Origin of the sequence: Paraburkholderia sartisoli (assembly GCF_900107685.1) — a bacterium.
Classification (GTDB): Bacteria; Pseudomonadota; Gammaproteobacteria; order Burkholderiales; family Burkholderiaceae; genus Paraburkholderia; species Paraburkholderia sartisoli.
Genome location: NZ_FNRQ01000004.1, coordinates 409,149 through 433,063, shown reverse-complemented (window position 1 = coordinate 433,063; position 23,915 = coordinate 409,149). Strand labels below are relative to the sequence as shown.

Here is a 23,915-nt window from a genome sequence, read left to right as displayed (position 1 = left end):
GCCGTTCGCATCGGGGTTATGACGTCCCCCGTTTAACCGTTACTCACGAGGAGCGCCCCGACATGGACCGACTCCAGGCAATCGAGGTCTTTACCCGTGTGGTTGAGACCAACAGTTTTTCGAAAGCGGCGGAACTGCTTGACCTGCCGCGCGGCTCGGTCAGCAACCTGATTCAGGGGCTCGAGGAGCACGTTGGCGTGCGCCTGCTGAATCGCACCACACGTTCGGTAAGCGTCACCGACGACGGCGCACTCTATTACGAGCGCTGCGTGCGCATTCTGGCCGATCTGGCGGATGCCGATTCGTCGCTGTCGAACAAGATCCAGAATCCTTCGGGCATGATCCGCGTCGACACGTCGGGCACGCTGGCCAGAACGCTGCTGCTTCCCATGCTCGACGATTTCTATCGCCGTTATCCGGAGATCGAGGTCCGCCTCGGCCTTGCGGACCGTAACATCGACATCGTGCAGGATGGCGTCGACTGCGTGATCCGCATGGGCGCGCTCGAGGAATCGAGCCTCGTCGCGCGACGCATCGGCAACGCGGCGCTCACCACGTGCGCTTCGCCGGCCTATCTGGAGGAGCATGGCACGCCCGCGACGATCGAGGACCTGCGTGCGCATCGAGCGGTCAACTATGTGTCGGCACGCTCGGGCAAGACCTTTCCGTTCGAATTCGAAGTGGACGGCGAAATCGTCAAGGTTTCGCTGGACGGCCCGCTTGCGGTGAACGATGGCACCGTCTACGTGAGCGCGGGCGTGCGCGGCTTCGGCATCATCCAGCCTTCGCGCTTCATGGTCGCGGACCTGATCGGGCGCGGCGAGCTGCGCGAGATCCTGACAGGCTACAGGACGCCGACCACGCCGCTGTCGCTCGTTTATCCGCATCGTCGCAATCTGAGCTCGCGGGTCCGCGCGTTCACCGACTGGGTGATCGAGATCGCCCGGAATCATCCCGACCTGCGCACCTGACGCCCGTCATCCGGCCCACGCGGCGGTGTACGGAAAACCGTGACACCGCCGCGACGCTCACGGTTTTTCCCGTGGGTGCAGCTTGCGCAGCGGTTCCAGCAGCGACGCAAGCCCGTTGTGATCGATCTCCTGCATGAGCGCCAGCAACTGGCCGGTCTCGCCCGGCGGAAAACCCTTGTTCGCATACCAGTTGAGATACGGGCCAGGCAGGTCCGCGATCAGCCGTCCCTTGTATTTGCCATAGGGCATCACACGCGTGACGAGCAGTTCCAGGTGTTCAGGTTTCATTGTCGTATTTGTCCGTAACGGACGCCAATGCTAATAGGGCAGAGCAGGGCAGGGCAGTGAAGGACAGGTCGCCGGGCCGTGGTTTAAATTACACAAAATTGCAATATGACAAATTTGTGCAACACTAGCAGCTATGAGCGCTGCGCCCGGCACGCGCTGACGCGAGAGGCAGCGCTCATGACCGGAGCCGTTCCTGCGTCGCATTGCCTGAATATCGTACTGCCTTATGCTGATTCTTCTCAACCTGCTGTCGGGTGTGGCGTTGCTGGTCTGGGGCTCACACATCGTGCGCACGGGCATCCTGCGGGTGCTGGGCGCGGACCTGCGGCGCGTGCTGAGCCACTGCACCAACGGACGGTTCAGGGCGTTCGGCGCCGGTGTCGCGGTAACCAGCCTCGTGCAGAGCAGCAACGCGACAGCCGTGATCGTGACATCCTTTGCCGCTCAAGGGCTGTTGCCGCTGACCAGCGGTCTTGCGATCATGCTCGGTGCCGATGTCGGCACCGCGTTGATGGTGCGGATCCTGACGCTCGACCTCTCATGGTTATCCCCGATTCTCCTGCTCGCCGGCGTGCCAGTGTTCCTGTCGCGCAAGCAGACGCGCGCGGGTCAGATTGGCCGCACCGCGATCGGTCTCGGGCTGATCCTGCTCGCGCTGCACCTGATTGTCGAAGCCGTGCAGCCGATGATGCATGGCGCCGGCGTGCGCGTCATGTTCGGCGCGCTCACGGGCGACACGCTGCTCGACGCGCTGGTTGGCGCGGCGTTCGCGATGATTTTTTATTCGAGCCTGGCGACGGTATTGCTCACTGCAACGCTGGCGTCGTCAGGCGTGATTTCGCTGAAGGTGGCGCTGTGCCTCGTGATCGGCGCGAACCTGGGCAGCGGGCTGCTCGCCCTGGCAGGCACGCTCGCGCAGAACACCGCCGCACGCCGTCTGGCGCTTGGCAGCCTTACGTTCAAGCTGGCCGGTGCGCTTCTCATTCTGCCGTTCACCTCGCTGCTCGCGGCAGAACTGCCGATGTTGATCAGTCTGCCGCGTGAAGCGGTGGTCGGGTTCCATCTGATCTACAACACGCTGCGCTGCCTGGCGTGCGTCCCGCTGATCGATCCGGTCGCCCGTATCTGTTCCCGGTTGTTGCCGGACCGTCCCGATCCGAATGGCGAGTTGCGCGCGCTGCACCTCGATGCGGCCGTGCTGCTCACCCCCACGCTCGCGCTCGCCAACGCGGCCCGCGAAGTGCTGCGCATCGGCGACATCGTGCGCACGATGCTCGACAACGTCGCCGACCTCATTCATCGCAACGACCTGCAAAAGGCCCGCGAAACGGCACGGATGGACGACGACGTCGACTACCTCTATGCAGCCGTGAAAGACTACCTGTCGCGCCTTTCACGCGAGCAGCTCGACGAAACCGACAGTCGCCGCTGGACCGACATCATCTCGCTCACCATCAACCTCGAGCACGCGGGCGACATCATCGAGCGGATCGTCGCGGACATCGAAGAGAAGAAAATCGCCCACCGTCTTTCGTTTTCGGAGGAAGGGATTGGAGAGCTGGAAGACCTGCACGCGCGTCTCGTGAGCAACCTGCAACTCGGGCTGTCGGTGTTCCTGAACAACGATCTGCATTGCGCGGAATTGCTGCTGGCGGAGAAGGAGCGGTTTCGCGATCTCGAACGTGCGTATTCCTACAAGCACCTGGACCGTCTGGCAGGGCAGACGGTGCGCAGCATCGAAACCAGTGCGTTGCATCTGGACCTGATCAGCGACATGAAGCGGCTGAACTCGCTGTTCTGCTCGACCGCGTATCCCGTGCTCGATGCCGCGGGCGCGTTGCACGACACACGGCTTCGCAAGCGCACGCTCGACGCGATCCACGTTGCCGCGGAGTAAGGAACGCGCGACACGCGCTCAGGCGAGGATCACCTGCTCCAGTTTTCGTTTCAGCGTCGAAAATCCGGCAACTTCAGCGGCCTTGCGGTTCGTGATCAGCAGATCGATGCGGTTGACCGGGCAGTACGCAATGCGGCTACGCTGTCCGATCTTGCTGTAGTCGGCGAGAATCGCCACGCGGTCCGCGTTGTTGACCATCGCGCGCGCCACCTCTGTTTCGGCGTGGTCGAAGTTGGTTGCGCCGCTGCGGTGGTCGACGCCGACAGGCGAGAGCAACGCGATGTCGGCGCGATAGCGCTGGATTTCCGCGATTGTCGTGCCGCCGATGGTGGCGAGCGCGCGATCGCTCAACGTGCCGCCGAGCAGGATCACTTCGTTCGCGCTTTCGCCCGATTCGCTCGCGCCGCGCAGCTTGAGCGCGACGTCGATCGAGTTGGTGATGATCGTGAGGTTGGCGAGCCTGGCGAGTTCCTCGGCCAGTAACGCGGTGGTTGTGCCCGCATCGATAAAGAGTGTCTGTCCGCTGCTGATAATGCCCGTCGCGGCGCGCGCGATCGCGATTTTCGATTTGACGTGCGTATGGGCGCGTTCGGCGATCGGCGCCTCGTCCACGGGTTTGATCGCGCCGCCGTGTACACGCCGCAGTTCGCCCAGCGCCTCGAGATCGAGCAGATCGCGTCGCACTGTCTCGCGCGAGACACCGAGATCGGCCATGATGCGTTCGGTCGATACCCGTTGCAGCGTCGAGAGCAATGCGCGAATGCGCTGATGTCGGTCTTCCTGCCACATGCTGTTCCCCGGCAATAGAATCTTTCAGGACGCCCGGCACCGCCCCGTAAAGGGCATGTCAGGAACCGGTGAGCGGCCGTCCGCGCGCTCGATTATCAACCGGTTTTACACGACCAATATTGCATTTTTTTGTCGGCTTGCAAATTTGTGTAATTGCTTCTAGCCTTGCTCCGAACCCGGAACATGGTGCATCTCCGGATATCGGCGCGGCGGGATTTTCGACGACAGTTGACGTTTAGGCGACGGCAGACGAAGGCAGGGAAACTTGGCAAATCCGAACGATCGTGTCAGTGCTGAAAGCTGGCCTTATCCGCGCCTGGCCGCGCATCGGTGTGGCGGCAAGCTCGCGCCCGAGAACACGCTGGCCGGCATCGACGCGTGCGTGTACCACGGTTATCGCATGATCGAATTCGACGCCAAGCTCTCCGCCGACGACGAAATCTATCTGCTGCACGACGACACGCTCGATCGCACGACGAACGGCACGGGCGCCGCCGTCGAGCGCACGTGGAAGGAACTCGCGCAACTCGATGCGGGCGCGTGGTTTGGTCCGCGGTTCGCGGGCGTGCGTCTGCCGACGCTGGCTGAAACCGCCGCACGTTGCGGTGACGAAGCGCTTGCCGCCAATATAGAAATCAAGCCGTGTCCCGGCCGCGAAGCGGAAACGGGGCATCTCGTCGCGCGCGCCGCGCTGGACCTCTGGCGCACGCAAACCCAGCCGCTGCTTTCGTCGTTTTCTTTCGAAGCGCTTGCTGCCGCGCGCGATGCCGCTCCTGAACTGCCGCGTGGGATGCTGTTCGAGGACGTCCCCGAAGACTGGCTGCGCATCGTGCGCGAGCTCGACTGCGTGTCGCTGCATGCCGACCATCAGTATCTGAGCGCGCAACGGGTCGCGGATATTCATGCCGCCGGGCTGCGCGTGCTGGCCTATACGGTCAACGACCCGCTGCGCGCGCATGAGCTCAGTGAATGGGGCGTTGACATAATTTGTACAGATCGCATCGATATCATCCGGGCCGGCGCGGGCGCTGCGTCGCCGGTCACGCGATAGATTTCACGCGCAATTCAGCGTGCGTGGAGCAGTAATGTCGTGTCGTGGCGCAGTACCGCAGACCTGATCGAATAGCAGTTTTCCCAACGTAGCAATGTCGGCTGAGGGTGGAAAAACATGAACCGGACCTGGGCACATTCTTTTGTTTCGATGTCGGCGATTGCTGCTGCGGCGGCGACGTGCATGAACAGCGCGTCTGCCGCGCCGCCGGACGCGCTCGTCGCGGCGGCAAAGCAGGAAGGCCAGCTGACGGTGATCGCGCTGCCGCACGACTGGTGCGGCTATGGCCCGATGATCGCGGCCTTTCAGGCAAAGTACGGCATCAAGGTCAACGAGCTGAACCCTGACGCGGGTTCGGGCGACGAACTCGAAGCCATCAAGGCGAACAAGGGCAACAAGGGTCCGCAGGCGCCTGACGTGATCGACGTCGGCCTGTCGTTTGGTCCGACGGCGAAGGCGGCGGGTCTGCTGCAGCCGTACAAGGTCTCGACGTGGAAGTCGATTCCCGACGCGGTCAAGGACGCCGAAGGCTACTGGTACGGCGACTACTACGGCGTGCTCGCGTTCGAAGTCAACGCGGACATGATCGACAAGGTGCCGACTGACTGGCCCGATCTGCAGAAGGCGGACTACAGGAACGCGGTTTCGCTCGCGGGTGATCCGCGTTCGGCGAACCAGGCGATCATGGGCGTGTTCGCGGCCGGTCTGTCGGCTTCGAAAGGCGACGCGTCGAAGGCCGACAAGGCCGGTCTCAAGTATTTCGCCGATCTGAACAAGAGCGGCAACTTCGTGCCGGTCATCGGCAAGGCGGCATCGCTTGCGCAGGGCACGACGCCGATTATCGTGCGCTGGGACTACAACGCGCTGGCTGACCGCGACACGCTGAAGGGCAATCCGAAGGTTCAGGTCGTGGTGCCGAAGACGGGCGTCGTCGCCGGCGTCTACGTGCAGGCGATCAGCGCGTTCGCGCCGCATCCGAACGCAGCGAAGCTGTGGATGGAGTACCTGTATTCCGACGAAGGCCAGATCGGCTGGCTGACGGGCTACTGTCATCCGATCCGCTACAACGAACTGACCGCCGCGAAGAAGGTGCCGCAGGCGCTGCTCGACAAACTGCCGCCCGCTGCGCTGTACAAAAACGCCGTGTTTCCGACGCTTCAGCAACAGGACGCGTACAAGGAAACGATCTCGAAGCAGTGGGATGCCGCTGTCGGCGCGAACGTGAAGTAATCGAGGCGCAAGCGCGGTTTAACCGGGCAGTGCGGTATTGCAGTACTGCGACGACGGACCCGGCGGGCGGCGCGCATTGCGCGCCGCCCGTGCCGCATCCGGACTTCGCGGCGTCTGTGGCGGCCGCGATCGCTACCTTCGCAATCCGTGTCCGGTTTCTTTGTCCAAGGGTTTCCTGACCTATGAGCAGCCCACCGAATGCAGGCGCCGTGCCGCCGGAGTTGCAGGCGCCTCTTGCCGCGACGCCGACGCCGCCAGCAAAGAGCGCGGACCAGTCCGCATCGTTATGGACGTGGATCGGCGTGTTGCCGTTCTTCGTGTTCGCGCTGCTGTTCCTGATTCTGCCGACGGCCATCCTCGTGGTCGGCGCGTTTCAGGATCCACAGGGCCATTTCACGCTCGTCAACTTTCGTGACCTCTTCTCGGCGGGCGTGATCGACGCGTACTGGATCAGCTTCAAGGTCAGCGCCGCATCGGCGTTTGGCGGCGCGGTTATCGGTTCGCTCCTTGCGTGGGCGGCGGTGCAAGGCCAGTTGCCCGGCTGGATTCGCCCGACGCTGATGACGTTTTCCGGCGTCGCGTCGAACTTCGCCGGCGTGCCGCTGGCGTTTGCGTTCATCTGCACGCTGGGGCGCGTGGGGCTCGTCACGGTCCTGCTTAAAAAATACACAGGCCTGAATCTCTATTCGAGCGGCTTCAGCATCCTGAGCTTCACCGGCTTGACGCTGACGTATCTGTATTTCCAGATTCCGTTGATGGTGCTGATCGTCACGCCCGCGCTCGACGGTCTCAAGCGCGAATGGCGCGAAGCCTGCGATTGTCTTGGCGGCACCGCGTTCCAGTACTGGCGCTATGTCGCGTTGCCGGTGCTGTGGCCGAGCGTGCTGGGCGCCGCCTTGTTGCTGTTTGCGAATGCATTCGGCGCAGTGGCGACTGCGTATGCGCTCACCGGCAGCTCGCTCAATATCGTGACGATCCTGCTGTACGCGCAGATTCGCGGCGACGTGTTGCACAACCCGAACCTCGGTTACGCGCTTGCGCTTGGCATGATCCTCGTGACGGGCATCTCGAACGGCGGTTATATCTGGCTGCGTTCGCGCGCCGAAAGGGGGCGTCGATGAAATCCCGGTCACGTGCGGGGGCGTGGATCGCCATCGTCACTGGTTCGCTGTATTTCCTGATTCCGCTGATCGCGACGTTCGAGTTCAGCCTGCGCATGAAGCGCGGTGTGTACAGCTTCGAAGCGTACAGGGTGGTGCTTGGCGACACGCAATTTCAGGCGTCGTTTGGGTACTCGATCCTGATGGCGTTGCTGACGATTGTCGTCGGCATCCTGCTCGTGGTACCGACGGCGTACTGGGTCCGGTTGCGTCTGCCGAAGCTGCGGCCGGTCGTCGAATTCATCACGCTGCTGCCGCTCGTGATTCCGGCGATCGTGATCGTGTTCGGCTACCTGCGCATGTACAACAGCAGTTCGTTTTTGCCGCTCACCGGTAACGAGCGCGCCACCGATTTGCTGCTCGTCTTCGGATACGTGACGCTTTCGCTGCCGTATATGTACCGCGCGGTCGACGCCGGTTTGAGCGCGGTCGACGTGCGCTCGCTGACGGAAGCGGCCGAATGTCTCGGCGCGAACTGGCCGACGATCCTCTTCAAGGTGATCTTTCCGAATATCCGCTCGGGCATCCTGTCGGGCGCGTTCCTGACGTTCGCGGTGGTGATGGGCGAATTCACGATCGCGAGCCTGCTCGACCGGCCGGCGTTTGGCCCCTATCTACAGCTGGTCGGCGCGAATCGCGCGTATGAACCTTCGGCGCTCGCGATCATTGCGTTCGCGATTACGTGGGCCGCGATGGGCCTGATCCAGGTGTTTGGCTCCGCCCGCAAGACGAGTCGTACACCTGCGCTCGCCGAACAGAAACCCTGATGAATGAAGGCGCCCGTCATGGCATTCCTTGAAATTGAAAACCTGCACAAGACGTTTGGATCGAACACCGCGCTGCATCACTTCGACATGAAGATCGAGCGCGGCGAATTCGTCACGTTTCTCGGGCCGTCGGGTTGCGGCAAGACGACGGTGCTGCGCATGATCGCGGGCTTCGAGAATCCGACGCGCGGCACGATCCGCCTCGATGGACGCGACGTCACGCATCTGCGCACGCGCCAGCGCAAGGTCGGCATGGTGTTCCAGTCGTATGCGCTGTTTCCGAACATGACGGTGGCGGGCAACATCGGTTTTGGGCTGCGTGTCGCCGGGCGGCCGGACGCGGAAATCCGCAAGCGTGTCGATGAAATGCTGGCGCTGATCAAGCTGCCGCATCTCGGCGACCGCTACCCGTGGCAGATGTCGGGCGGACAGCAGCAGCGCGTCGCGCTGGCGCGCGCGCTTGCCGGCAAGCCGCAGGTGCTGCTGCTCGACGAACCGCTGTCGGCGCTCGACGCGAAGATCCGTATTTCGCTGCGCCAGGACATTCGCATGCTGCAGCGCGAACTCGGCATCACGTCGATTTTCGTGACGCACGATCAGGAAGAGGCGTTGTCGATCTCCGACCGGATCGTCGTGATGAACGAGGGGCGCGTCGAACAGGTCGGCACGCCGTCGGAAATCTATAACTATCCGCGCACGCGTTTCGTGGCTTCGTTTGTCGGCACGCTCAACATTCTGACCGGGCATGTGGTGGACCCGACGACGGGCCGGATGGCCGTCGAAGGCCAGGAGTTGATCACGACCCAGACGCTTGCGCCGGGCGACGCCGGCAGGAAGCGCATGCTGGCCCTGCGGCCGGAAGCGATCGTGCTGGAGGCGCCCGCGCCGGGCCGCAACACGCTCGCCGCGACGGTCGAGGACGTCAGTTTCCTCGGGGCCGTCGTGCGGATTCGCGCGCGCGTGCAGGAGGCTGTCATTTCGCTCGATGTCTTCAACGACCCGAATCGCAGGCTGCCGGAGCGCGGCCAGCCTGTTGCGCTTGGTTTCTCGCACGAGAATCTGCTCGTGCTCGAAGAGGGCGCCTGATTCCTGGGCTTGATTCCTGGTAGGCCGCCACAGCGTGTTTTCCCGCCGTTTTCTGTGTTCGGATGGAGCCGCTCGCGTTGTCCACGGCCGGAGGTTCCTGTTTTATGTCTGGCTCGCAAGCAGGACCGTCACGCGCCTTTGGATCGTCAAGGAAGTGTGCCGCGTGCTGGATGGCGCGATTCACTTCGAGTCGCGCGAAGGTCTCGGCGCGACGTTCGATATCCGCTTTCCCTCGATATTAAAACTGAAGAATTGAACCGCGGGGCGCGTTTCATGCGACGGCGTACATGCGCGAATGTTCGCCGGACCGCACATCGCGGGGTGGAATGCGTGCCAGACCACAGTCACCGTGTTTGCCGGATGTCACGCTGGTGAAGCTACCAGTCTTGTGACCGAACTGTTCAGATACGGAGTTCAGATGGCACTGCACCGCGACCTCACCGACGCGCAATGGAGCAGCGTGGAAGGACTCTTTATCGCGTTTCGCGCCCGCAAGGATCCGCGCGGGCGACCCACGCGCAACACGCGCATGGTGCTAAACGGCGTGCTATGGGTGCTCGCCAGCGGCGCCGCGTGGGCCGCGTTGCCCACGCGCTATCCGGACTACCGCACGTGCCATCGGCGCTTCAAGGTATGGTTCGATTCAGGCGTGCTGCAGCGTGCGATGCACGATCTGTACGGCGAGACCGGCGACGCGATGTGCGAAGCCGTGATCGCGCGCATGCATCGTCCGCAGCCTGGGGGTCAGGGAGCGTCGGCCGGAACACCGGCGTCGGGGCGCTGGCAGAATCGCGCGCGACCCATGGCCCGGGCGGCCGATTGATTAGTTGAGCATCGCTGCAGGATCGGCGAGCAGCGACGCGATAAGGCATATCGATCAAGCGAGGGGCGCGTGAGCCGCGCCCCTTTCCAGGCGGTTTGCTATCCGGCGACGAAGCGCCGGACCTCGCACTTACTTCACCACGTTGCCTTCACGCGTGACTTGGGCCGCGGTAGCCGACACGAACACCGCATGCACCATATCGCCCACTTTCAGCTTGTCGATCGAGACGTCCGGTGCCGCTTCGAGCACTTCCGTGCGATTCGGGCCGCGCAGCGTCACGAGACGCTTCTTGTGATCGATCTTCTGCACGGTCGCCAGCACTTCGACGCGACGCGCCGATGCCACGATGCCATCCGAAGCCGGAATCGCCGCGCGCGTCTCGACGCGTTCACGGATGCCGCCCGACTTCTCCTTGTCGACGGCCAGCAGGATCGCGTTCCTGTACGCGATGTCGACCTTGTCGCCGAGCTGCAGCTTCTTCACGTCGCCGACCTGCGGGTCGACGTCGACCACCGCCGCGTTGCCGCGCGGTCCGCGCAGCGTGACGCTGTTCGTCACGGCGTCGATGCCGATGACGGTTGCCTGAACGTGTACGAGCGCGGCGGCGCCAACGGCTTTCTGTCCATCGGCTGAACTGGCGTTCTGCGCGAACGCCGGCCAGGCCAGCGCCACCGACAACAGCATGACTGCCTTGATCGCCGACGTGCGTTTCGGGCCGGTTTTCAGGGATGACTTCATGATTACTCCTTTTGCGTTACTTCGTTGTGTTGCTGGGAAAAAGGTGCGGGCAGGCACGGGTGAAATACGTGGGCATGCTCAGCGCCACGCACTGCCGACCTGCACATAGAAAGCGTTCTGGCCTGGCCCGCGCGCGACGTCGATACCCATCGAGAGTCCCAGCTTGCGTGCGATCAGATAGCGAAAACCGGTGCCAAAGCCGTATGCCAGGGGCGCATCCGAAATCGAATGCTGGTTCCCGTACGCCTTGCCGAGCCCGCCGAACCCAAGTACGGACCAGCGCGGCGTCACGTTCCAGCGGATTTCGACTTCGCCGGTGAGCTGGTTGCGGTCCTGATATTTCGCGTCCGGCACGCCGCGCAGCGAGACGTAGGGCTGCGCGAAAAACGGGATGTCGCCCTGGGAAAAGCCGGTGTCCGCGCGCAGCCCGAGAACCCACGAGGGCGACAGCGTGAACCACCGGTAGGCCTTCGCGGTCTCCATCTGAAAGTCCGTCGAACTGCCGAGTCCTCCACGCGCGATGGCGGCTTCGAACTCGGCATACGTACCCGTGGCCGGAAAGAACATGTTGTCGCGCGTGTCATAGTCGACGACGACGCTGCCTTTGCCGACCCGCTGCTCGCTCTCGAAATTGCCGAGCCCGTTGGGCAGCACCGGACCGAAGCGCGTATGCGAATCGAAGAACGTGTAGCGCGGGCCAACGTACCAGTGCGAATCGCCGATGCGAAACAGCAGTTGCTGGACGAGCGCGATCCCGTCGAGCTGATAGGCGTGCGCCAGACCCTCCGGGCCATAAAAGTTCAGATGCAGGTTGACCTTGCCGATGACGCCCATATAACGGATGCGGTCGTCGTCCCAGGTGTGGAAGTGCATCAGGCCCACCCCCCAGCTATGTGTGCCGGTTGCAAAGCCGCCGACGCCGGTGATGTTCGGCGGCGCGGCGGCGTGGGGACTGGGCGGGGCGTCTGGATCGGCGTTCGTTTCGTGTTTCGGCATCGTGAAGTACAGCAGGCCGAGCCCGAGGCCGTAGCCCACGGCGGGTTCGGTGATCAGCGTCGGCACCGGCAACACGCCCTTGTGCGAAAGCAGCATGTCGCTCAGGTCGAACGCACCGTCGGCTGGATCGGTGAAGCGGCCGTCCGCACGTGCCTGCGAAGCGCAGAGCGCCATGACCGCGACGCAGCCAAGCAGGCCGTAAAGCCTGCGGGCATATCGGTGATTCGGATTCCCGCGTGCAATCGCCAATCGTCTCACCTTCGCGCCGGGGCGCAGTGGAATGATCCGGACAGTCTTCCGCGTGACCGGTTACGCCGGCACGCCGCGCCTTAGCGAGGCGGCGCGACGACGATGTACTCGACCTGCGTGCCGACGTATTGCGGTTGATACCAGGTCGGACCGCAATGCTGATACGCGACGCCACCTACGACGACGCTCGTACAGCCCGGCGGCAACGACGCATACGCGGCGCCGATCACGGCCGCTGTGACGCCGACCGTCACGGCCGCGGCGACTGGATCCACGTACCAGCCGCCACCCCACCAGCCCGGCGGCGGGGGTGGAGGAGGCGGTGGTCCCGGCGGATGCGGTCCGGGGCCTGGGCCCGGGGGTGGTCCGGGCGGTGGCCCTGGCGGATGCGGTCCGGGACCCGGTGGTGGCCCGGGCGGCGGTCCCGGCGGGTGTGGTTCGGGTCCAGGCCCAGGTCCGGGAGGATGCGGCTGCGGTCCAGGTCCAGGCCCCGGTGGATGCGGCTGGGGCCCCGGTCCAGGCCCCGGTGGATGCGGCTGGGGCCCCGGTCCGGGTCCCGGCGGATGTGGCTGCGGCCCCGGCCCTGGCGGTGGCCCGCCATGAAAACCACCAGCACCTTCACCACCATGAAAACCACCACCCTGAAAGCCCTGACCGCCATGCGACATCGAATGAATGCTGGTTCGCGCACCGCCGGCGAAGCGGAATGCGTAAACACCGGATGACGAAGCGGCGAGCACGCCGGCAAGACCGGCTGCCACGAGTCGTTGTGTGCGTTTCATCATTCGCTCTCCTCGAGCGGCGCTTGCGGGGCAGGCCGCAGTGTGATCGCCCGGGCGTCCGCTGGCGGCCGGTAGATGAACGTCGAAGAGGAAAACGAAGGATTGAGCGTCCAGTGATACGTCACGGCGTGACGCGGTCGCGCGGGCTGTGTCGTATCGGTAATGATCATCCGGCAGGGCAGCGGACGAGAACCTGTCTGAAGCCACAACTCCCAGTCCGCGCCGTCCTGCCGGTACGCGTAATGATTGCACCAGCGCGAGTCGATCCGTTCGAGCCCAATGAAGAGCGCCGAGGTCAGCGCGGTGTCGTCGACCTTGCCGTTGCCCCAGTAGAAGAGATCCGCGAGCGGCGTCTCGATGCCATATGTGGTCGAGAGTTCGCGTACGAGTCCGTCGATCGAATCGGGCGCCGGATTCTTCGAGTAATAGCGTTTGTTTGTATTGAAGATCGTGAACGTCGCGCCGTCATACACGAGGCCTCGCGGACCGCGACTGCCGGTGACGTCGGCGCGCAGCCGGTTCGGCCGCTGGACCTTCAGTTCGGTGCGATGCGCGAAGCTGACCGTCTGGCCGTTGTCGAGCACGGCGTCGGTTGCGCTTGTCGCGTCGACCTCGAAACGGGCGAGCGAACGCAGATAGTCTCCCATCTTTGTCAACGCGCCGAGCGCCTCGGGCTGGCGTTCGGCGGGCGCCGCAACGACTGTAGACGAGGCCGCGTCCGCTGGTGCGTCGGCCGTCTGGGCGCGCGCTGACGCGCCTGGTACGGCCGCCGCCAGGCAGGCGACGATGCCCAGCGCGCTCAGGGATGGCAGCGATGGGATGCGAAACCCCAGGCCGGCCGCAGCCGGCAGGTGACGATTACGCATGCCGCACTCCTACTGGAATGTTGCGCTGACGGAAAGCAGGACCGCGTTGCCCTTCGGGCGCGCCTGCACTTCGAATTCATTGACCCAGCGCAGCGACGCCGAGACGGGCGTCTTGTCGATCGCGCCGGACCACGTCACGATCGGACCGATACCGAGCGCATGGCCGCGCGCACCATCCGTCAGGTTGGCGAGGCCGCCGGTGTCGTCGCCAAGCTGCTGGATCCAGCCGCCGACCACGCCGACGCCCCAGCCGCCCTTGAAGCGCTTGAGCGCGAGCAGGTCGAGCACGCTGAGCGGTGCGTTGTGGTAACTGGTGGCGCTGTTGGTTGTGTAGAACTCGACGCCGTAGTTCGCCGACAGCTCGATTCCCTGTGCGGGGAAGAGCTTCGTGTACGAGATGGTTGGCGTGAACGTCCACGTGTTCTGGCCGGCGTTCGCGAGACGGTTCGGGTTGTAGGCGCCCGTCGGCGCGTAGATCTGGACGCTCAATGCGACGTGGTCGGTCTTCGTCAGGTGATAGCCCGCCACGACCGGCGTGAAGAAGATGTCGGCAAACTGGGTGGCGTGGTCGTCAGGCAGAATGCCGTGAAACGACGACGCGTTCGTATACTGCACCGGCACGCCGAACGACGAAGCGAAATTCCACCCGCCCGCGGTGATGCCCCACGTCTTGACCGCATTCGCGATGCTGTACACGACCTGGTAGTTCAGACCCGCTGTGATCGTGCCGGCAACCGGCAGCGTCTTGCTCGCGCCGAGCGAGCCCTGGTAGTAGATCGTCGAAAGCGACACGATCCAGTCCGACGTGGGCGGCACCACGCCGGCGTAGGGCATCACCTGCATGCCGGTGATCGGCCGGCCGATACCGCCTTCCGTCGCGTGGGCCAGCTGTGCGAAGCTCAGGCCCGCGATCCCAGCGGCCAGGGTGACGTTGATGCCGGCGCGTCGTGCGTCGCGCATCGGGTGCCCGAAATATTGAATGATATTTTTCATCCTGGTTTTACTCCCTGTAACTTTTCCGTGTTCGCCCCGGGACCGAACTGTATCGTTGCGATCCTGCATACGGGCCCTTCGCGAAAGACCCGGCAGGCCGTCCAGCTGGCATCATTCTTTTTTCGGCTCGGGAAATTTCCAGGCGCCGTCGAGCACGGCCTGCCCAGGGCCGTAAATGCGCATGATCATGGTATAAGGGCCCGGCGGCGCAGGCAGCCAGTTGGCTTCTTTTCCGGCACCGGGCGAAGCGTGCTGGACGTAGATGTCGAGCGAGCCGTCGGCGTTGTACTTCAGGCCCTGGGTGCGGTCGCCAATCGAATACCGCTTGATCGGATTGGGTACAAGATGGCGCGCCGGCAGGTCGTACATCGTCATCGACCAGAAGAACTTCGCCGGCGGCAGATCCTTTTTGTCGAAATGAAGCACGTACGGCTGTGACCCGACCAGTTGCTGATGGTCGCCATCCACACGCGTGCCGACGTAGACGGCCTCTTCCTTCGTGTTGCCGTAGATACCCATTGCCGCCGCGACGGCCCGTGTCGTGTAGTCGTCCTTGAGCGCCTCGCGCGAACCGAAGAGATTGAACGAGCTGGTGGTGTGCTTCTCCGCGTCGGCGAGCGCCGCCTTGCCATCGGCGACGCCGGCTTCGATCGCCGCGCGCGTATCGGCCGGCAACGCCGCCGCATTGAACGGCTTGCCCGGCGCGATGCCGATCTTCGCGAAGCGCGCAAGCAGTTCCGTTTCGGACGGCGCCGGCGGCTGCGTGAACGTCAGCAGGAAATTCAGGTACGCGATGAAATCGATCGATGTCGCCTTCGCCTCATCCCATTTCGGGAAGTCTGGCTTTGGCACGGCCGGCGGCGGCGCGGTGTGTTCGAACGCGGACAGCGGCGTCAGCTTGTAGCCTTTCTGGACGGCCTGCACGTTCTTCACATCGGCCGGGCCGTTGAGCGCGGTGCGCCCGAGCGTGACGACGAGGTCGGTTTCGGAACGGAACACCTTGTCGATTCCCTCAGGCGTTTTGCCTTTCCAGTTCGGGCCGGCGAACAGGTAATGGCCCGCGCCGTTACCGGTGGTGCGTGATCCGACATACGCGAAGTTGTACGTGAAGAGATCGATCCACTGGAACACGTAGTAGCGGTTGTCCGGCACCTCGGGCACGGTCAGCACCCATGGCTCGCGACGCAGGTCGAGCCATGCCCACGAATAGGGCGTGTCGTTGTTCGGCGTGACGATTTCCTTGTTCTCGGGGCCATAGGGCTGCGAGTAATTCCGGAACCGGCCGAAACCGCCGACGTACGACTTCGAGGCCGGATCGACAACCTGCTCGTACAGTGTCTTGTAGTTGAAAAGCATCGGATACGCGTAGATGAACGCGTCCTTCGCGATGGCGCGCGCTTCGTCCGGCGAAACGCTGTTCTGCGTCTGGGAGAGCGCGGCGCCGCCCATCATGAGGCCGACGCCGAGCGCTGCGGCACGCATGCAATTCGAAAGCTTCTTCACATCGATCACCTTGTACGAAACGGCTTGCTGGCCGGATGGCGCGGTCGCGCCGCGTTACCCGTGTGCGTCGTCACTTACTTGCCGAACGTCATGTTCAGCCCGGCGAAAATCGTGAATTGCGGCACGCCCGCGCCCGAGTGGGCGATGGAGTACTGCGGTTCGATGAACGCGTTATAGATGGTCGACCCGCCTTTCCATGCCTTGCCGGCGCCGAGGCCAACCGGGATGTAATAGCTGCCGTGCTGGAGGTCGAACGTCCATGTGCCGGTCGAGCGGATGTACCAGCCGTCCGGCAGGTTGAAGATGCCGAAGGGCTGCGCGGTGAGCGACTGTGTAGCCGGCCGGCCGCTCTGGCCGGCGAACGAGTGTTGCCACTGGACCAGCGCGCCGAGCAGCCGGGCTTTCGTCGCGCTCACGGCGACCGCGGCGAGACCCGCCTGCCATTTGCCCGTGCCAAGGCTTGGATCTGTTGCGGTGGGCATGGTCAAAAGCGGTCCGACGCCAACCTGGACATCACCCTGGCTCAGCAGAAAGATGTCGAACAGGTTGATGTCGCCGAGGCCGGTGTTGTAGCCGCCGCTCGGGTCAGGGCGTGTGCTGATGGGCAGCGTGCCGCGGAAAATCTGCGGCACGCCGATCAGCCCCGGACCGATTGGTACCGTCGGGCGTAGCAGCAGATCGTTGGTATGGACATTGCTGCCGAACACGCTCGGCGTATAGAAGTTCTGTACGTTGAACGAGGCCGCGAGATTGAGCGGGTTGTTACTCTTGTTGGCGTCGTCCGCCGTCTGCGCGTATGTGCCTCGAGCGATAAAGAGGATTGAGAGTAACGACACCCGGACAAATCGGCGAGCAGGATTCATGTTTTATATAAAGAAATACGGACGCGCCGAACGCAACTATCCATTTGCTTTCGCAAACCGGATTAAACAATATGCATATCGACTGAAGTAGTAATTGGCTGTGCATGAGCCAATCCCGCCGGAAACACGAGAAGAATAAAATCTTCCCGACTGAGTGTCCGATTGCAGACCGGTTTCGCGATCAGCCGGCTAGGGAGGCGTAGGTGGAACCGTTCTTACGCACATGCAGGGAGCCTCCGTGAAAGGTAGACAGCACTTGATGCAGCGGATAAAAATGGGTTCGCATGTCTCAATGATTCGCAAATATTAGCAAACGTTCAAATACCGCACACACATAATTTGTAACATCACTGAAAGTCTGGACGATCTTGAGGATTATTTCGACTTCTGCACGTTGGGTCAAGGCGATGGTTATGCTGGCTTGATATTTCTCAGTGAGCGTGAAGACGTCGGCATATTTAAGATGTTTCTGGCGGTATCCAGGCGCGAAATCTGGAATAAAAAAAGCCGGGCATCAAGCCCGGCTTTTTGTGAATAACTTAAAAGAACGTATCTAGCTGAAGAGCTTCATTGCCTGAATCAGCGTGTTCACGACACCCCATGCGAGGGGAATCAGCACATAGGCCCAGAAGACCACCAGTTTAGCTTTACTGGTCGGATGCACGGCGTTCAATTCGGTCATGTCGGTCTCCTTACTGGCTGGCGAGCTGTGTTTCGTTCATGTGGTGTTTGTTGTCCACGCGCTTGACGAGCAGATTGCAGATAAAGCCCACCACCAGCAGCACGGTCATGATATGCACCGTCATCGTGTACGCATCGGCCTTGGCCACGCCATGCGCAACCTGATAGGCGCGGATGTAGTTGACCAGCACCGGGCCCGCCACGCCAGCCGCTGCCCACGCCGTCAGAAGACGGCCGTGGATGCCGCCGACGAACGCGGTGCCGAACATGTCCGCGAGATACGCGGGAACCGTCGAGAAGCCACCGCCGTACATCGAGATAATCAGGCAGAACGCCAGCACGAAGAGCGCGATGTTGCCCGACGCGGCGAAGCCCGGCACCGAGTAGTACAGCACGGCACCGAACACGAAGAAGACGTAGTACGTGTTCTTGCGGCCGATGAAGTCCGACGCCGACGCCCACACGAAGCGCCCGCCCATGTTGAAGAGCGAGAGCAGCCCGACGAAGCCGGCAGCGGCGCCCGCTGTCACGGTGTTCTTGAAGCTCTCCTGGATCATCACCGAAGCCTGGCCGAGAATGCCGATGCCAGCCGTCACGTTCAGGAACAGCACGAACCAGATCAGATAGAACTGCGGCGTCTTCAGCGCCTGATCGATGTGTACGTGGTTGCGCGTGATCATCTGGTGCGACGTTTCCGGTGGTGTCCAGCCAGCCGGCTTCCAGTCGGGCGCCGGAATGCGGATCGTGAGGGCGCCGATCGTCATCGAGATGAAGTACGCGATGCCGAGCACCACGAACGTTTCGGCGACGCCGATGCTCGTTGCGCTCTTGAAGTGGTTCATCAGCGCCACCGACAGCGGCGCCGCGATCATCGCACCACCGCCGAAGCCCATGATGGCGAGGCCGGTCGCCATGCCGCGGCGGTCCGGAAACCAGCGGATCAGCGTCGACACCGGCGACACATAACCGAGCCCGAGCCCGATGCCGCCGATCACGCCGTAGCCGAGATAGAGCAGCACGATCTGATGCAGCCACACACCCACGGCCGACACGATGAAACCGCCGCCGAAGCAGCATGCCGCCGTGAGCATCGTGCGGCGCGGCCCGACACGTTCAAGCCATTTGCCGGCGAACGCGGCGGACAGGCCGAGGAACACGATGGCGAGCGAGAAGATCCAGCCGAGGGTCGTGAGCGTCCAGTCGTCCGGTGCGGATTGCGTGATGCCGATGACTTTCGTGAGCGGGCCGTTGAAGACGGAGAACGCGTACGCCTGGCCGATACACAGATGCACGGCGAGCGCGGCGGGCGGAACCATCCAGCGGGAAAAGCCTGGTTTTGCGACGGTAGCCTGTTTGGAAAAGAAGCCGGACGAGCCCGGGCTCTCCGGGTGGTCTGTCATGCTGCTCATGGTCGGTCTCCGTTAAGGGGGTAACTGATAGTTATCGGCTCTGATGCGCTTTTCTTTAGCGCGGTCTTCGAGGCCTGTGCGTTGCGCGCTCCACAATATGAGGAGCGGCCCGCGTTGGCAATATGAGGCGCGAATGCATAACGGGTTTGCCCGGAGTAATCCGCTGATGAATGAAAACCGTGCGGATAGCGCGCCACACGGCGGTTTTTGCAACCCACATAGTGTGTTTTCTGGTCTGTTTTCAGGGGTGGATTCAGATACCGGGACGCTTAGGGTTTTGGAGCATGCAGATTGCCAGGCGTGTGTCGCTAGCAAGGCGTGCAAGACCAAACCAGTGAGGAAGCGCATGATCAGAAAACTGTCTATCCGGGCGACGTTGACCGCCGTTATTGGCGTGTTGTCGCTCATGTCGATCGCCATCGGTGCGATGGGCATTGCGGGGACGCGCATGAGCAATGTCGCGCTGCAAAAAATGTATAGCGACGACACGGGCGCGCTGGTCGCCCTGCATCAGAGTTCGGAGGAAGTGCTGCGTGCGCGCCTGCTGATGAACAGCTATTACGCGCTCTATGGCCTGGGTGAGCCGGACCCGGCGCTTCTCGACGAATCGCATCGCGCGGTCACCGTCGCCGATGCGGCGTACAAGCGCTTCGACGGCCTCGCCAGACAGGACGACAACCTGCGCGCCGACGTGGAGAGTCTTGCCGTCACGCGCGCGAAGCTCGTTTCGCAGGCGTTGCTGCCGGCGTTCAAGGCGCTCGATACCAACGACTTCATCTCGTTCAAGCAACTCCAGGGCAAGGAAACCGAAGCGATCGCCGGCCAGTATGCGCGTGCCGTCTCCGCACTCGAAGCACGTCTGATGCAGCGCCAGGAGGGGCGTTTCCTGCAGGCGCAAAGCCGTTTCTCGCTGACCGTGCAGGTGCTGGTCGGCGTGACCGTGCTGCTGCTCGCCGTGAGCATCGCCGGCCGCATGGCGTTGATGCGCGCGATCATCCGTCCGGTCGAACGTGCGATCGCGCAGTTCCGCCTGATCGCGGGCGGCGATCTGTCGGGCGAGATTCCGAACGAACGCAACAATGAAATGGGCGCATTGCTGGGCGCGCTCAGCCAGATGCAGGACGGCTTGCGCCGTACCGTGGTGACGGTGCGCAGCAGCACGGATGTGATCCACACGGGCGCGCGGGAAATCGCGCTTGGCAATACCGATCTGTCGTCGCGCACGGAACAGCAGGCGGCGGCGCTCGAGAAGGCCGCCGTCGGCATGGAAGAGCTGACGGTCACCGTGCGCCAGAACGCCGACAACGCGAAGCAGGCCAATGAGCTGGCGCAGAAGGCGTCGGAGACGGCCGTCGCGGGCGGCGGCGTGGTGCATGAAGCGGTCAGCACGATGCGCGACATTTCGCGCGACTCGCAGCGCATCGCCGAGATCATCGGCGTGATCGACGGCATCGCGTTCCAGACGAATATCCTCGCGCTCAACGCGGCCGTCGAATCGGCGCGTGCGGGCGAGCAGGGAAGGGGCTTCGCCGTCGTGGCCGCCGAGGTGCGCAGCCTCGCGCAACGCACGGCGGCGGCAGCGAAGGAAATCGCTTCGCTGATTGGCAGCTCCGTCGAGCGGATCCGCTCCGGCGAAGCGCTCGTGGAACGCGCGGGCGTCACGATGAGCGACGTCGTCGCTTCCGTGCAACGCGTGACGCTCATCATGTCGGAAATTTCGAGCGCTGCGGAACAACAGCATCACGGCCTCGAGCAGATCAACGTCACGGTCACGCAGATGGACCAGTCGACGCAGCAGAACGCCGCGCTCGTCGAACAGGCCGCGGCGGCCGCGGAATCGCTGCGGGCCCAGTCGACGCTGCTGAAAGATGCAGTCGCCGTGTTCCGGCTGGAGACAGGCGCAATCGCCTGACGCCGCTGGCTCCGGCGCGTGCCCATGCGCGTTGCGACCCCATTGCGTGTCGAGTCGCATGTCAATTAGCATGCGTCGCGGACACGCATCCTTCCCACCGTGCTACCGTGTGTTTGTGTTTTAGATGCAACACTCAGTGATATATCACATACGAAATATTGATTTTTGCGGCAATGCAGCATATGATTGAGTCATTCACTCACTCATTCGGAGCTTCAAATGGATTTTGTTTCTCTGTCGCTGCTTGCCATCGGTGTGGTTGGTCTGGGTTCCGCCGCCACTGTTTTGCTGACAAAATGGATTCCGCAGCCGGTTGCTGAGCTCGCCGCGCTGCACGGCCGTTATGTCGGCCTCGGTGAAGCGGCCCCCGCCGCCAGGCCGCATCGTGAGCGCGCTCAACAAGAGGCGATGAATGTCGTCAGAACTTCAAACTGAAATAGTGGCTACACCCGCGGCGGCGCTTCCGGTCGCATCGTTGACGCTGGCACTCCAGCCGATCAATGCGACCGCCAGCCTGCGCGACCAGGCTTACACCATGCTGCGCCAGGCCATTGCCGACGCGGATATTTACCAGTCGCGCGAGGAAATCCGCCTCGATGAACGCGTGCTGAGCGAAACGCTCGGCGTGAGCCGTACACCCGTTCGCGAGGCGATGACGCTGCTGGAGCAGGAGGGCTTTTTGCGCATGGTGCCGCGTCGCGGCATCTATATCGTGCGCAAGAGCAAGCGTGAAATCGTCGAAATGATCCAGATGTGGGCCGCGCTCGAAAGCATGGCCGCGCGCCTCGCCACGCAAAACGCGACGGACGCGGAAATCGCGCGTCTACGGCACATGTTCGATCATTTCCGCGACGCCACGCCGGCCGAGCACATCGCTGAATACTCGGACGCGAATATTGCGTTCCACCAGGCGATCGTGGAGCTGTCGAAGTCGCAGATCATCCTCGACACGATCAAGAACATCTTCATCCACGTGCGCGCAATCCGCCGCATGACGATTTCGCAGAGCGACCGCGCGTCACGTTCCATCGTCGACCATCTGCGGATCATCGAGGCGCTCGAGCAGCGCGACACGGAACTGGCCGAGCGTCTGACGCGCCAGCATTCACTGGATCTCGCCACGTTCGTCGAGGCGAACTGCGATTTTCTCGACTGAACGGTTTCACTGAAGACCGGCTTCAACTCAACAGGGCCAGCGGTGGCGTCACCGCTGGCCCTTTTTCCATTGTGCGCGCCGCACATGCAGTGGCCCCCTTCATCTCATATCGCGCGATCTTCGCAAACGCCGGGAAAGCCCTCCCTTGACGCTTCGTGAAATCTAGTATGTGATATATCACAACGAAACGTGAATGAATGCTGCTCGGTATTTTCCCCTGGTCAAGACGTGGTGATGTGACGTGCATCCGGCCGGAAATCCACGCCAGACGGCGCTAAAGCGGATATTTGACCAGAAAGACAGCAGCGAAATTACGCTTGAATGAATGTGATATATCACATACCGTGTCGGTCAGGGCAGGTCGATCTCGACGCAGATCGCAGTCATGCACGACGGACCGGTGTACACACAGAACGCATACATCATTGAAGGAGACATGACATGGGTAAAGCGCTCGACGGCGTGAGGATTCTCGACTTCACGCATGTGCAGTCGGGTCCAACATGCACGCAGTTGCTGGCATGGTTCGGCGCCGACGTGATCAAGGTGGAACGGGCCGGTGCGGGCGACATCACGCGCGAGCAGCTGCGCGATATCGCCGACGTCGACAGCCTGTATTTCACCATGCTCAATCACAACAAGCGCTCGGTCACGATCGATACGAAGAACCCGGAAGGCAAGCTGGTTCTCGAAGCGCTGATCCAGAAATGCGACGTGCTGGTCGAGAATTTCGCGCCGGGCGCGCTCGATCGCATGGGCTTCACCTGGGAGCGCATCCAGGAACTCAATCCGAAGATGATCGTGGCGTCCGTGAAGGGTTTCGGCCCCGGTCCCTACGAAGACTGCAAGGTCTACGAGAACGTCGCGCAATGCGTGGGCGGCGCGGCTTCGACAACCGGTTTCGACGACGGCCCGCCGGTCGTCACCGGCGCGCAGATCGGCGATAGCGGCACGGGGCTGCATCTCGCGCTCGGCATCGTCACGGCGCTCTTTCAGCGCGTTTCGACGGGCCGCGGCCAGCGTGTGCTGGCGGCGATGCAGGACGGCGTGCTGAACCTGTGCCGCGTGAAGCTGCGCGACCAGCAGCGGCTCGAACGCACCGGTGTCATGAAGGAATATCCGCAGTACCCGAACGGCACGTTCGGCGAGGCGGTGCCGCGCGCGGGCAACGCGTCGGGCGGCGGCCAGCCGGGCTGGATCCTGAAGTGCAAGGGCTGGGAAGCGGATCCGAACGCCTACATCTACTTCATCACGCAGGCGCCCGTGTGGGCGAAGATCTGCAACGTGATCGGCAAGGAAGAATGGGCCACCGATCCCGAATACGCGACAGCTGCGGCGCGCCTGCCGCGTCTGAAGGAAATCTTCGCCGAGATCGAACGCTGGACGATGAGCAAGACCAAGTTCGAGGCCATGGAAATCCTCAACGGGCACGACATTCCGTGCGGTCCGATCCTCTCGATGAAGGAAATCGCGGAGGAGCCGTCGCTGCGCAAGACCGGCACGATCGTCGAAGTCGACCATCCGACGCGCGGCAAGTATCTGACGGTCGGCAATCCGATCAAGCTGTCGGACAGCCCCACTGAAGTGACGCGCTCGCCGCTGCTCGGCGAACACACCGACGAGGTGATGGCTGAACTCGGCTACTCGCTGGAGCAGATCAGCGCGTTGCGCGTGGCCGGCGCCATCTGACGCTTCGCATACGCGA

24 protein-coding genes are annotated in these 23,915 nt (G+C 62.9%); 13 read left to right on the top strand and 11 right to left on the bottom strand.

Annotated elements, in window-relative coordinates:
* The first annotated feature begins 62 nt into the window (after nucleotides 1-62).
* Nucleotides 63-971 carry a LysR family transcriptional regulator gene (locus BLV45_RS15815; protein ID WP_090534623.1) on the top strand — a complete coding sequence of 303 codons (909 nt, stop codon included), beginning with the start codon at nucleotides 63-65 and terminating at the stop codon, nucleotides 969-971.
* Between the two features lie 57 nt (nucleotides 972-1,028).
* Here BLV45_RS15815 and BLV45_RS15810 read toward each other — a convergent pair whose 3' ends face one another.
* On the bottom strand, nucleotides 1,029-1,259 hold the full coding sequence (locus tag BLV45_RS15810) for a DUF3820 family protein (RefSeq protein ID WP_090534621.1): 231 nt from the start codon (nucleotides 1,257-1,259) through the stop codon (nucleotides 1,029-1,031).
* 226 nt (nucleotides 1,260-1,485) lie between these two features.
* Between BLV45_RS15810 and BLV45_RS15805 the strand changes: the two genes are divergently transcribed.
* The gene (locus tag BLV45_RS15805) at nucleotides 1,486-3,156 is read left to right on the top strand and encodes a Na/Pi cotransporter family protein (protein WP_090534619.1); all 1,671 of its coding nucleotides are present in this window, start codon (nucleotides 1,486-1,488) and stop codon (nucleotides 3,154-3,156) included.
* Between the two features lie 18 nt (nucleotides 3,157-3,174).
* On the opposite strand, the gene BLV45_RS15800 is transcribed toward BLV45_RS15805, so the two are convergent.
* Nucleotides 3,175-3,945: a DeoR/GlpR family DNA-binding transcription regulator gene (locus BLV45_RS15800; protein ID WP_090534616.1), complete on the bottom strand. Its 771-nt coding sequence runs from the start codon at nucleotides 3,943-3,945 to the stop codon at nucleotides 3,175-3,177.
* Between the two features lie 265 nt (nucleotides 3,946-4,210).
* Here BLV45_RS15800 and ugpQ point away from each other — a divergent pair, with 265 nt between their 5' ends.
* From ugpQ to BLV45_RS15765, 6 genes are all read left to right on the top strand, one after another.
* On the top strand, nucleotides 4,211-4,996 hold the full coding sequence (ugpQ, locus tag BLV45_RS15795) for a glycerophosphodiester phosphodiesterase (protein ID WP_090534613.1): 786 nt from the start codon (nucleotides 4,211-4,213) through the stop codon (nucleotides 4,994-4,996).
* A gap of 150 nt (nucleotides 4,997-5,146) precedes the next feature.
* A complete protein-coding gene (locus BLV45_RS15790; RefSeq protein WP_407671023.1) occupies nucleotides 5,147-6,226 on the top strand; it encodes an ABC transporter substrate-binding protein in 1,080 nt (359 codons plus the stop codon).
* A 182-nt stretch (nucleotides 6,227-6,408) separates the two neighbouring features.
* Nucleotides 6,409-7,347 (top strand): ABC transporter permease, encoded by a 939-nt coding sequence (locus BLV45_RS15785; protein ID WP_090534609.1) that lies wholly within the window; start codon nucleotides 6,409-6,411, stop codon nucleotides 7,345-7,347.
* The gene (locus tag BLV45_RS15780) at nucleotides 7,344-8,153 is read left to right on the top strand and encodes an ABC transporter permease (RefSeq protein WP_090534608.1); all 810 of its coding nucleotides are present in this window, start codon (nucleotides 7,344-7,346) and stop codon (nucleotides 8,151-8,153) included. Before BLV45_RS15785 ends, BLV45_RS15780 begins: the two co-directional genes overlap by 4 nt.
* A gap of 18 nt (nucleotides 8,154-8,171) precedes the next feature.
* The gene (locus BLV45_RS15775) at nucleotides 8,172-9,239 is read left to right on the top strand and encodes an ABC transporter ATP-binding protein (protein WP_090534606.1); all 1,068 of its coding nucleotides are present in this window, start codon (nucleotides 8,172-8,174) and stop codon (nucleotides 9,237-9,239) included.
* A gap of 418 nt (nucleotides 9,240-9,657) precedes the next feature.
* Nucleotides 9,658-10,062 (top strand): transposase, encoded by a 405-nt coding sequence (locus tag BLV45_RS15765; protein ID WP_176954178.1) that lies wholly within the window; start codon nucleotides 9,658-9,660, stop codon nucleotides 10,060-10,062.
* Nucleotides 10,063-10,191: 129 nt separating this feature from the next.
* On the opposite strand, the gene BLV45_RS15760 is transcribed toward BLV45_RS15765, so the two are convergent.
* From BLV45_RS15760 to BLV45_RS27595, 3 genes are all read right to left on the bottom strand, one after another.
* Nucleotides 10,192-10,800, bottom strand: coding sequence for a hypothetical protein (locus tag BLV45_RS15760; RefSeq protein WP_245753302.1), 609 nt, complete (start codon nucleotides 10,798-10,800; stop codon nucleotides 10,192-10,194).
* A 78-nt stretch (nucleotides 10,801-10,878) separates the two neighbouring features.
* Complete coding sequence (locus BLV45_RS15755; RefSeq protein WP_407671022.1) at nucleotides 10,879-12,054, bottom strand: BamA/TamA family outer membrane protein; 1,176 nt, start codon at nucleotides 12,052-12,054, stop codon at nucleotides 10,879-10,881.
* Nucleotides 12,055-12,125: 71 nt separating this feature from the next.
* The gene (locus BLV45_RS27595) at nucleotides 12,126-12,320 is read right to left on the bottom strand and encodes a hypothetical protein (protein ID WP_176954177.1); all 195 of its coding nucleotides are present in this window, start codon (nucleotides 12,318-12,320) and stop codon (nucleotides 12,126-12,128) included.
* A 324-nt stretch (nucleotides 12,321-12,644) separates the two neighbouring features.
* Here BLV45_RS27595 and BLV45_RS28100 point away from each other — a divergent pair, with 324 nt between their 5' ends.
* Nucleotides 12,645-12,770, top strand: a complete 126-nt coding sequence (locus tag BLV45_RS28100) for a hypothetical protein (protein ID WP_281246316.1) — start codon at nucleotides 12,645-12,647, stop codon at nucleotides 12,768-12,770.
* Between the two features lie 56 nt (nucleotides 12,771-12,826).
* Here the strand turns inward: BLV45_RS28100 and BLV45_RS15745 are convergent, their stop codons facing one another.
* The 6 genes from BLV45_RS15745 to BLV45_RS15720 form a co-directional block, all read right to left on the bottom strand.
* Nucleotides 12,827-13,693 (bottom strand): DUF2092 domain-containing protein, encoded by an 867-nt coding sequence (locus BLV45_RS15745; protein ID WP_090534597.1) that lies wholly within the window; start codon nucleotides 13,691-13,693, stop codon nucleotides 12,827-12,829.
* Nucleotides 13,694-13,702: 9 nt separating this feature from the next.
* Nucleotides 13,703-14,686, bottom strand: coding sequence for a SphA family protein (locus tag BLV45_RS15740; RefSeq protein WP_245753298.1), 984 nt, complete (start codon nucleotides 14,684-14,686; stop codon nucleotides 13,703-13,705).
* Nucleotides 14,687-14,797: 111 nt separating this feature from the next.
* A complete protein-coding gene (locus BLV45_RS15735; protein WP_245753296.1) occupies nucleotides 14,798-16,189 on the bottom strand; it encodes a DUF1254 domain-containing protein in 1,392 nt (463 codons plus the stop codon).
* Between the two features lie 74 nt (nucleotides 16,190-16,263).
* Nucleotides 16,264-17,025: a hypothetical protein gene (locus BLV45_RS15730; RefSeq protein WP_245753294.1), complete on the bottom strand. Its 762-nt coding sequence runs from the start codon at nucleotides 17,023-17,025 to the stop codon at nucleotides 16,264-16,266.
* A 580-nt stretch (nucleotides 17,026-17,605) separates the two neighbouring features.
* On the bottom strand, nucleotides 17,606-17,734 hold the full coding sequence (locus BLV45_RS15725) for an MFS transporter small subunit (RefSeq protein ID WP_090534593.1): 129 nt from the start codon (nucleotides 17,732-17,734) through the stop codon (nucleotides 17,606-17,608).
* Nucleotides 17,735-17,744: 10 nt separating this feature from the next.
* Nucleotides 17,745-19,142 carry an L-lactate MFS transporter gene (locus BLV45_RS15720; RefSeq protein WP_090534591.1) on the bottom strand — a complete coding sequence of 466 codons (1,398 nt, stop codon included), beginning with the start codon at nucleotides 19,140-19,142 and terminating at the stop codon, nucleotides 17,745-17,747.
* A gap of 346 nt (nucleotides 19,143-19,488) precedes the next feature.
* Between BLV45_RS15720 and BLV45_RS28095 the strand changes: the two genes are divergently transcribed.
* From BLV45_RS28095 to frc, 4 genes are all read left to right on the top strand, one after another.
* Nucleotides 19,489-21,054 carry a methyl-accepting chemotaxis protein gene (locus BLV45_RS28095; protein WP_176954176.1) on the top strand — a complete coding sequence of 522 codons (1,566 nt, stop codon included), beginning with the start codon at nucleotides 19,489-19,491 and terminating at the stop codon, nucleotides 21,052-21,054.
* Between the two features lie 219 nt (nucleotides 21,055-21,273).
* Entirely contained in the window at nucleotides 21,274-21,489 is a 216-nt protein-coding gene (locus tag BLV45_RS15710; protein ID WP_090534587.1) for a hypothetical protein, read from the top strand.
* A complete protein-coding gene (locus tag BLV45_RS15705) occupies nucleotides 21,467-22,210 on the top strand; it encodes a GntR family transcriptional regulator (protein WP_176954175.1) in 744 nt (247 codons plus the stop codon). Before BLV45_RS15710 ends, BLV45_RS15705 begins: the two co-directional genes overlap by 23 nt.
* A 441-nt stretch (nucleotides 22,211-22,651) precedes the next feature.
* Nucleotides 22,652-23,899: a formyl-CoA transferase gene (gene frc / locus BLV45_RS15700; RefSeq protein WP_090534585.1), complete on the top strand. Its 1,248-nt coding sequence runs from the start codon at nucleotides 22,652-22,654 to the stop codon at nucleotides 23,897-23,899.
* Nucleotides 23,900-23,915 lie beyond the last annotated feature (16 nt).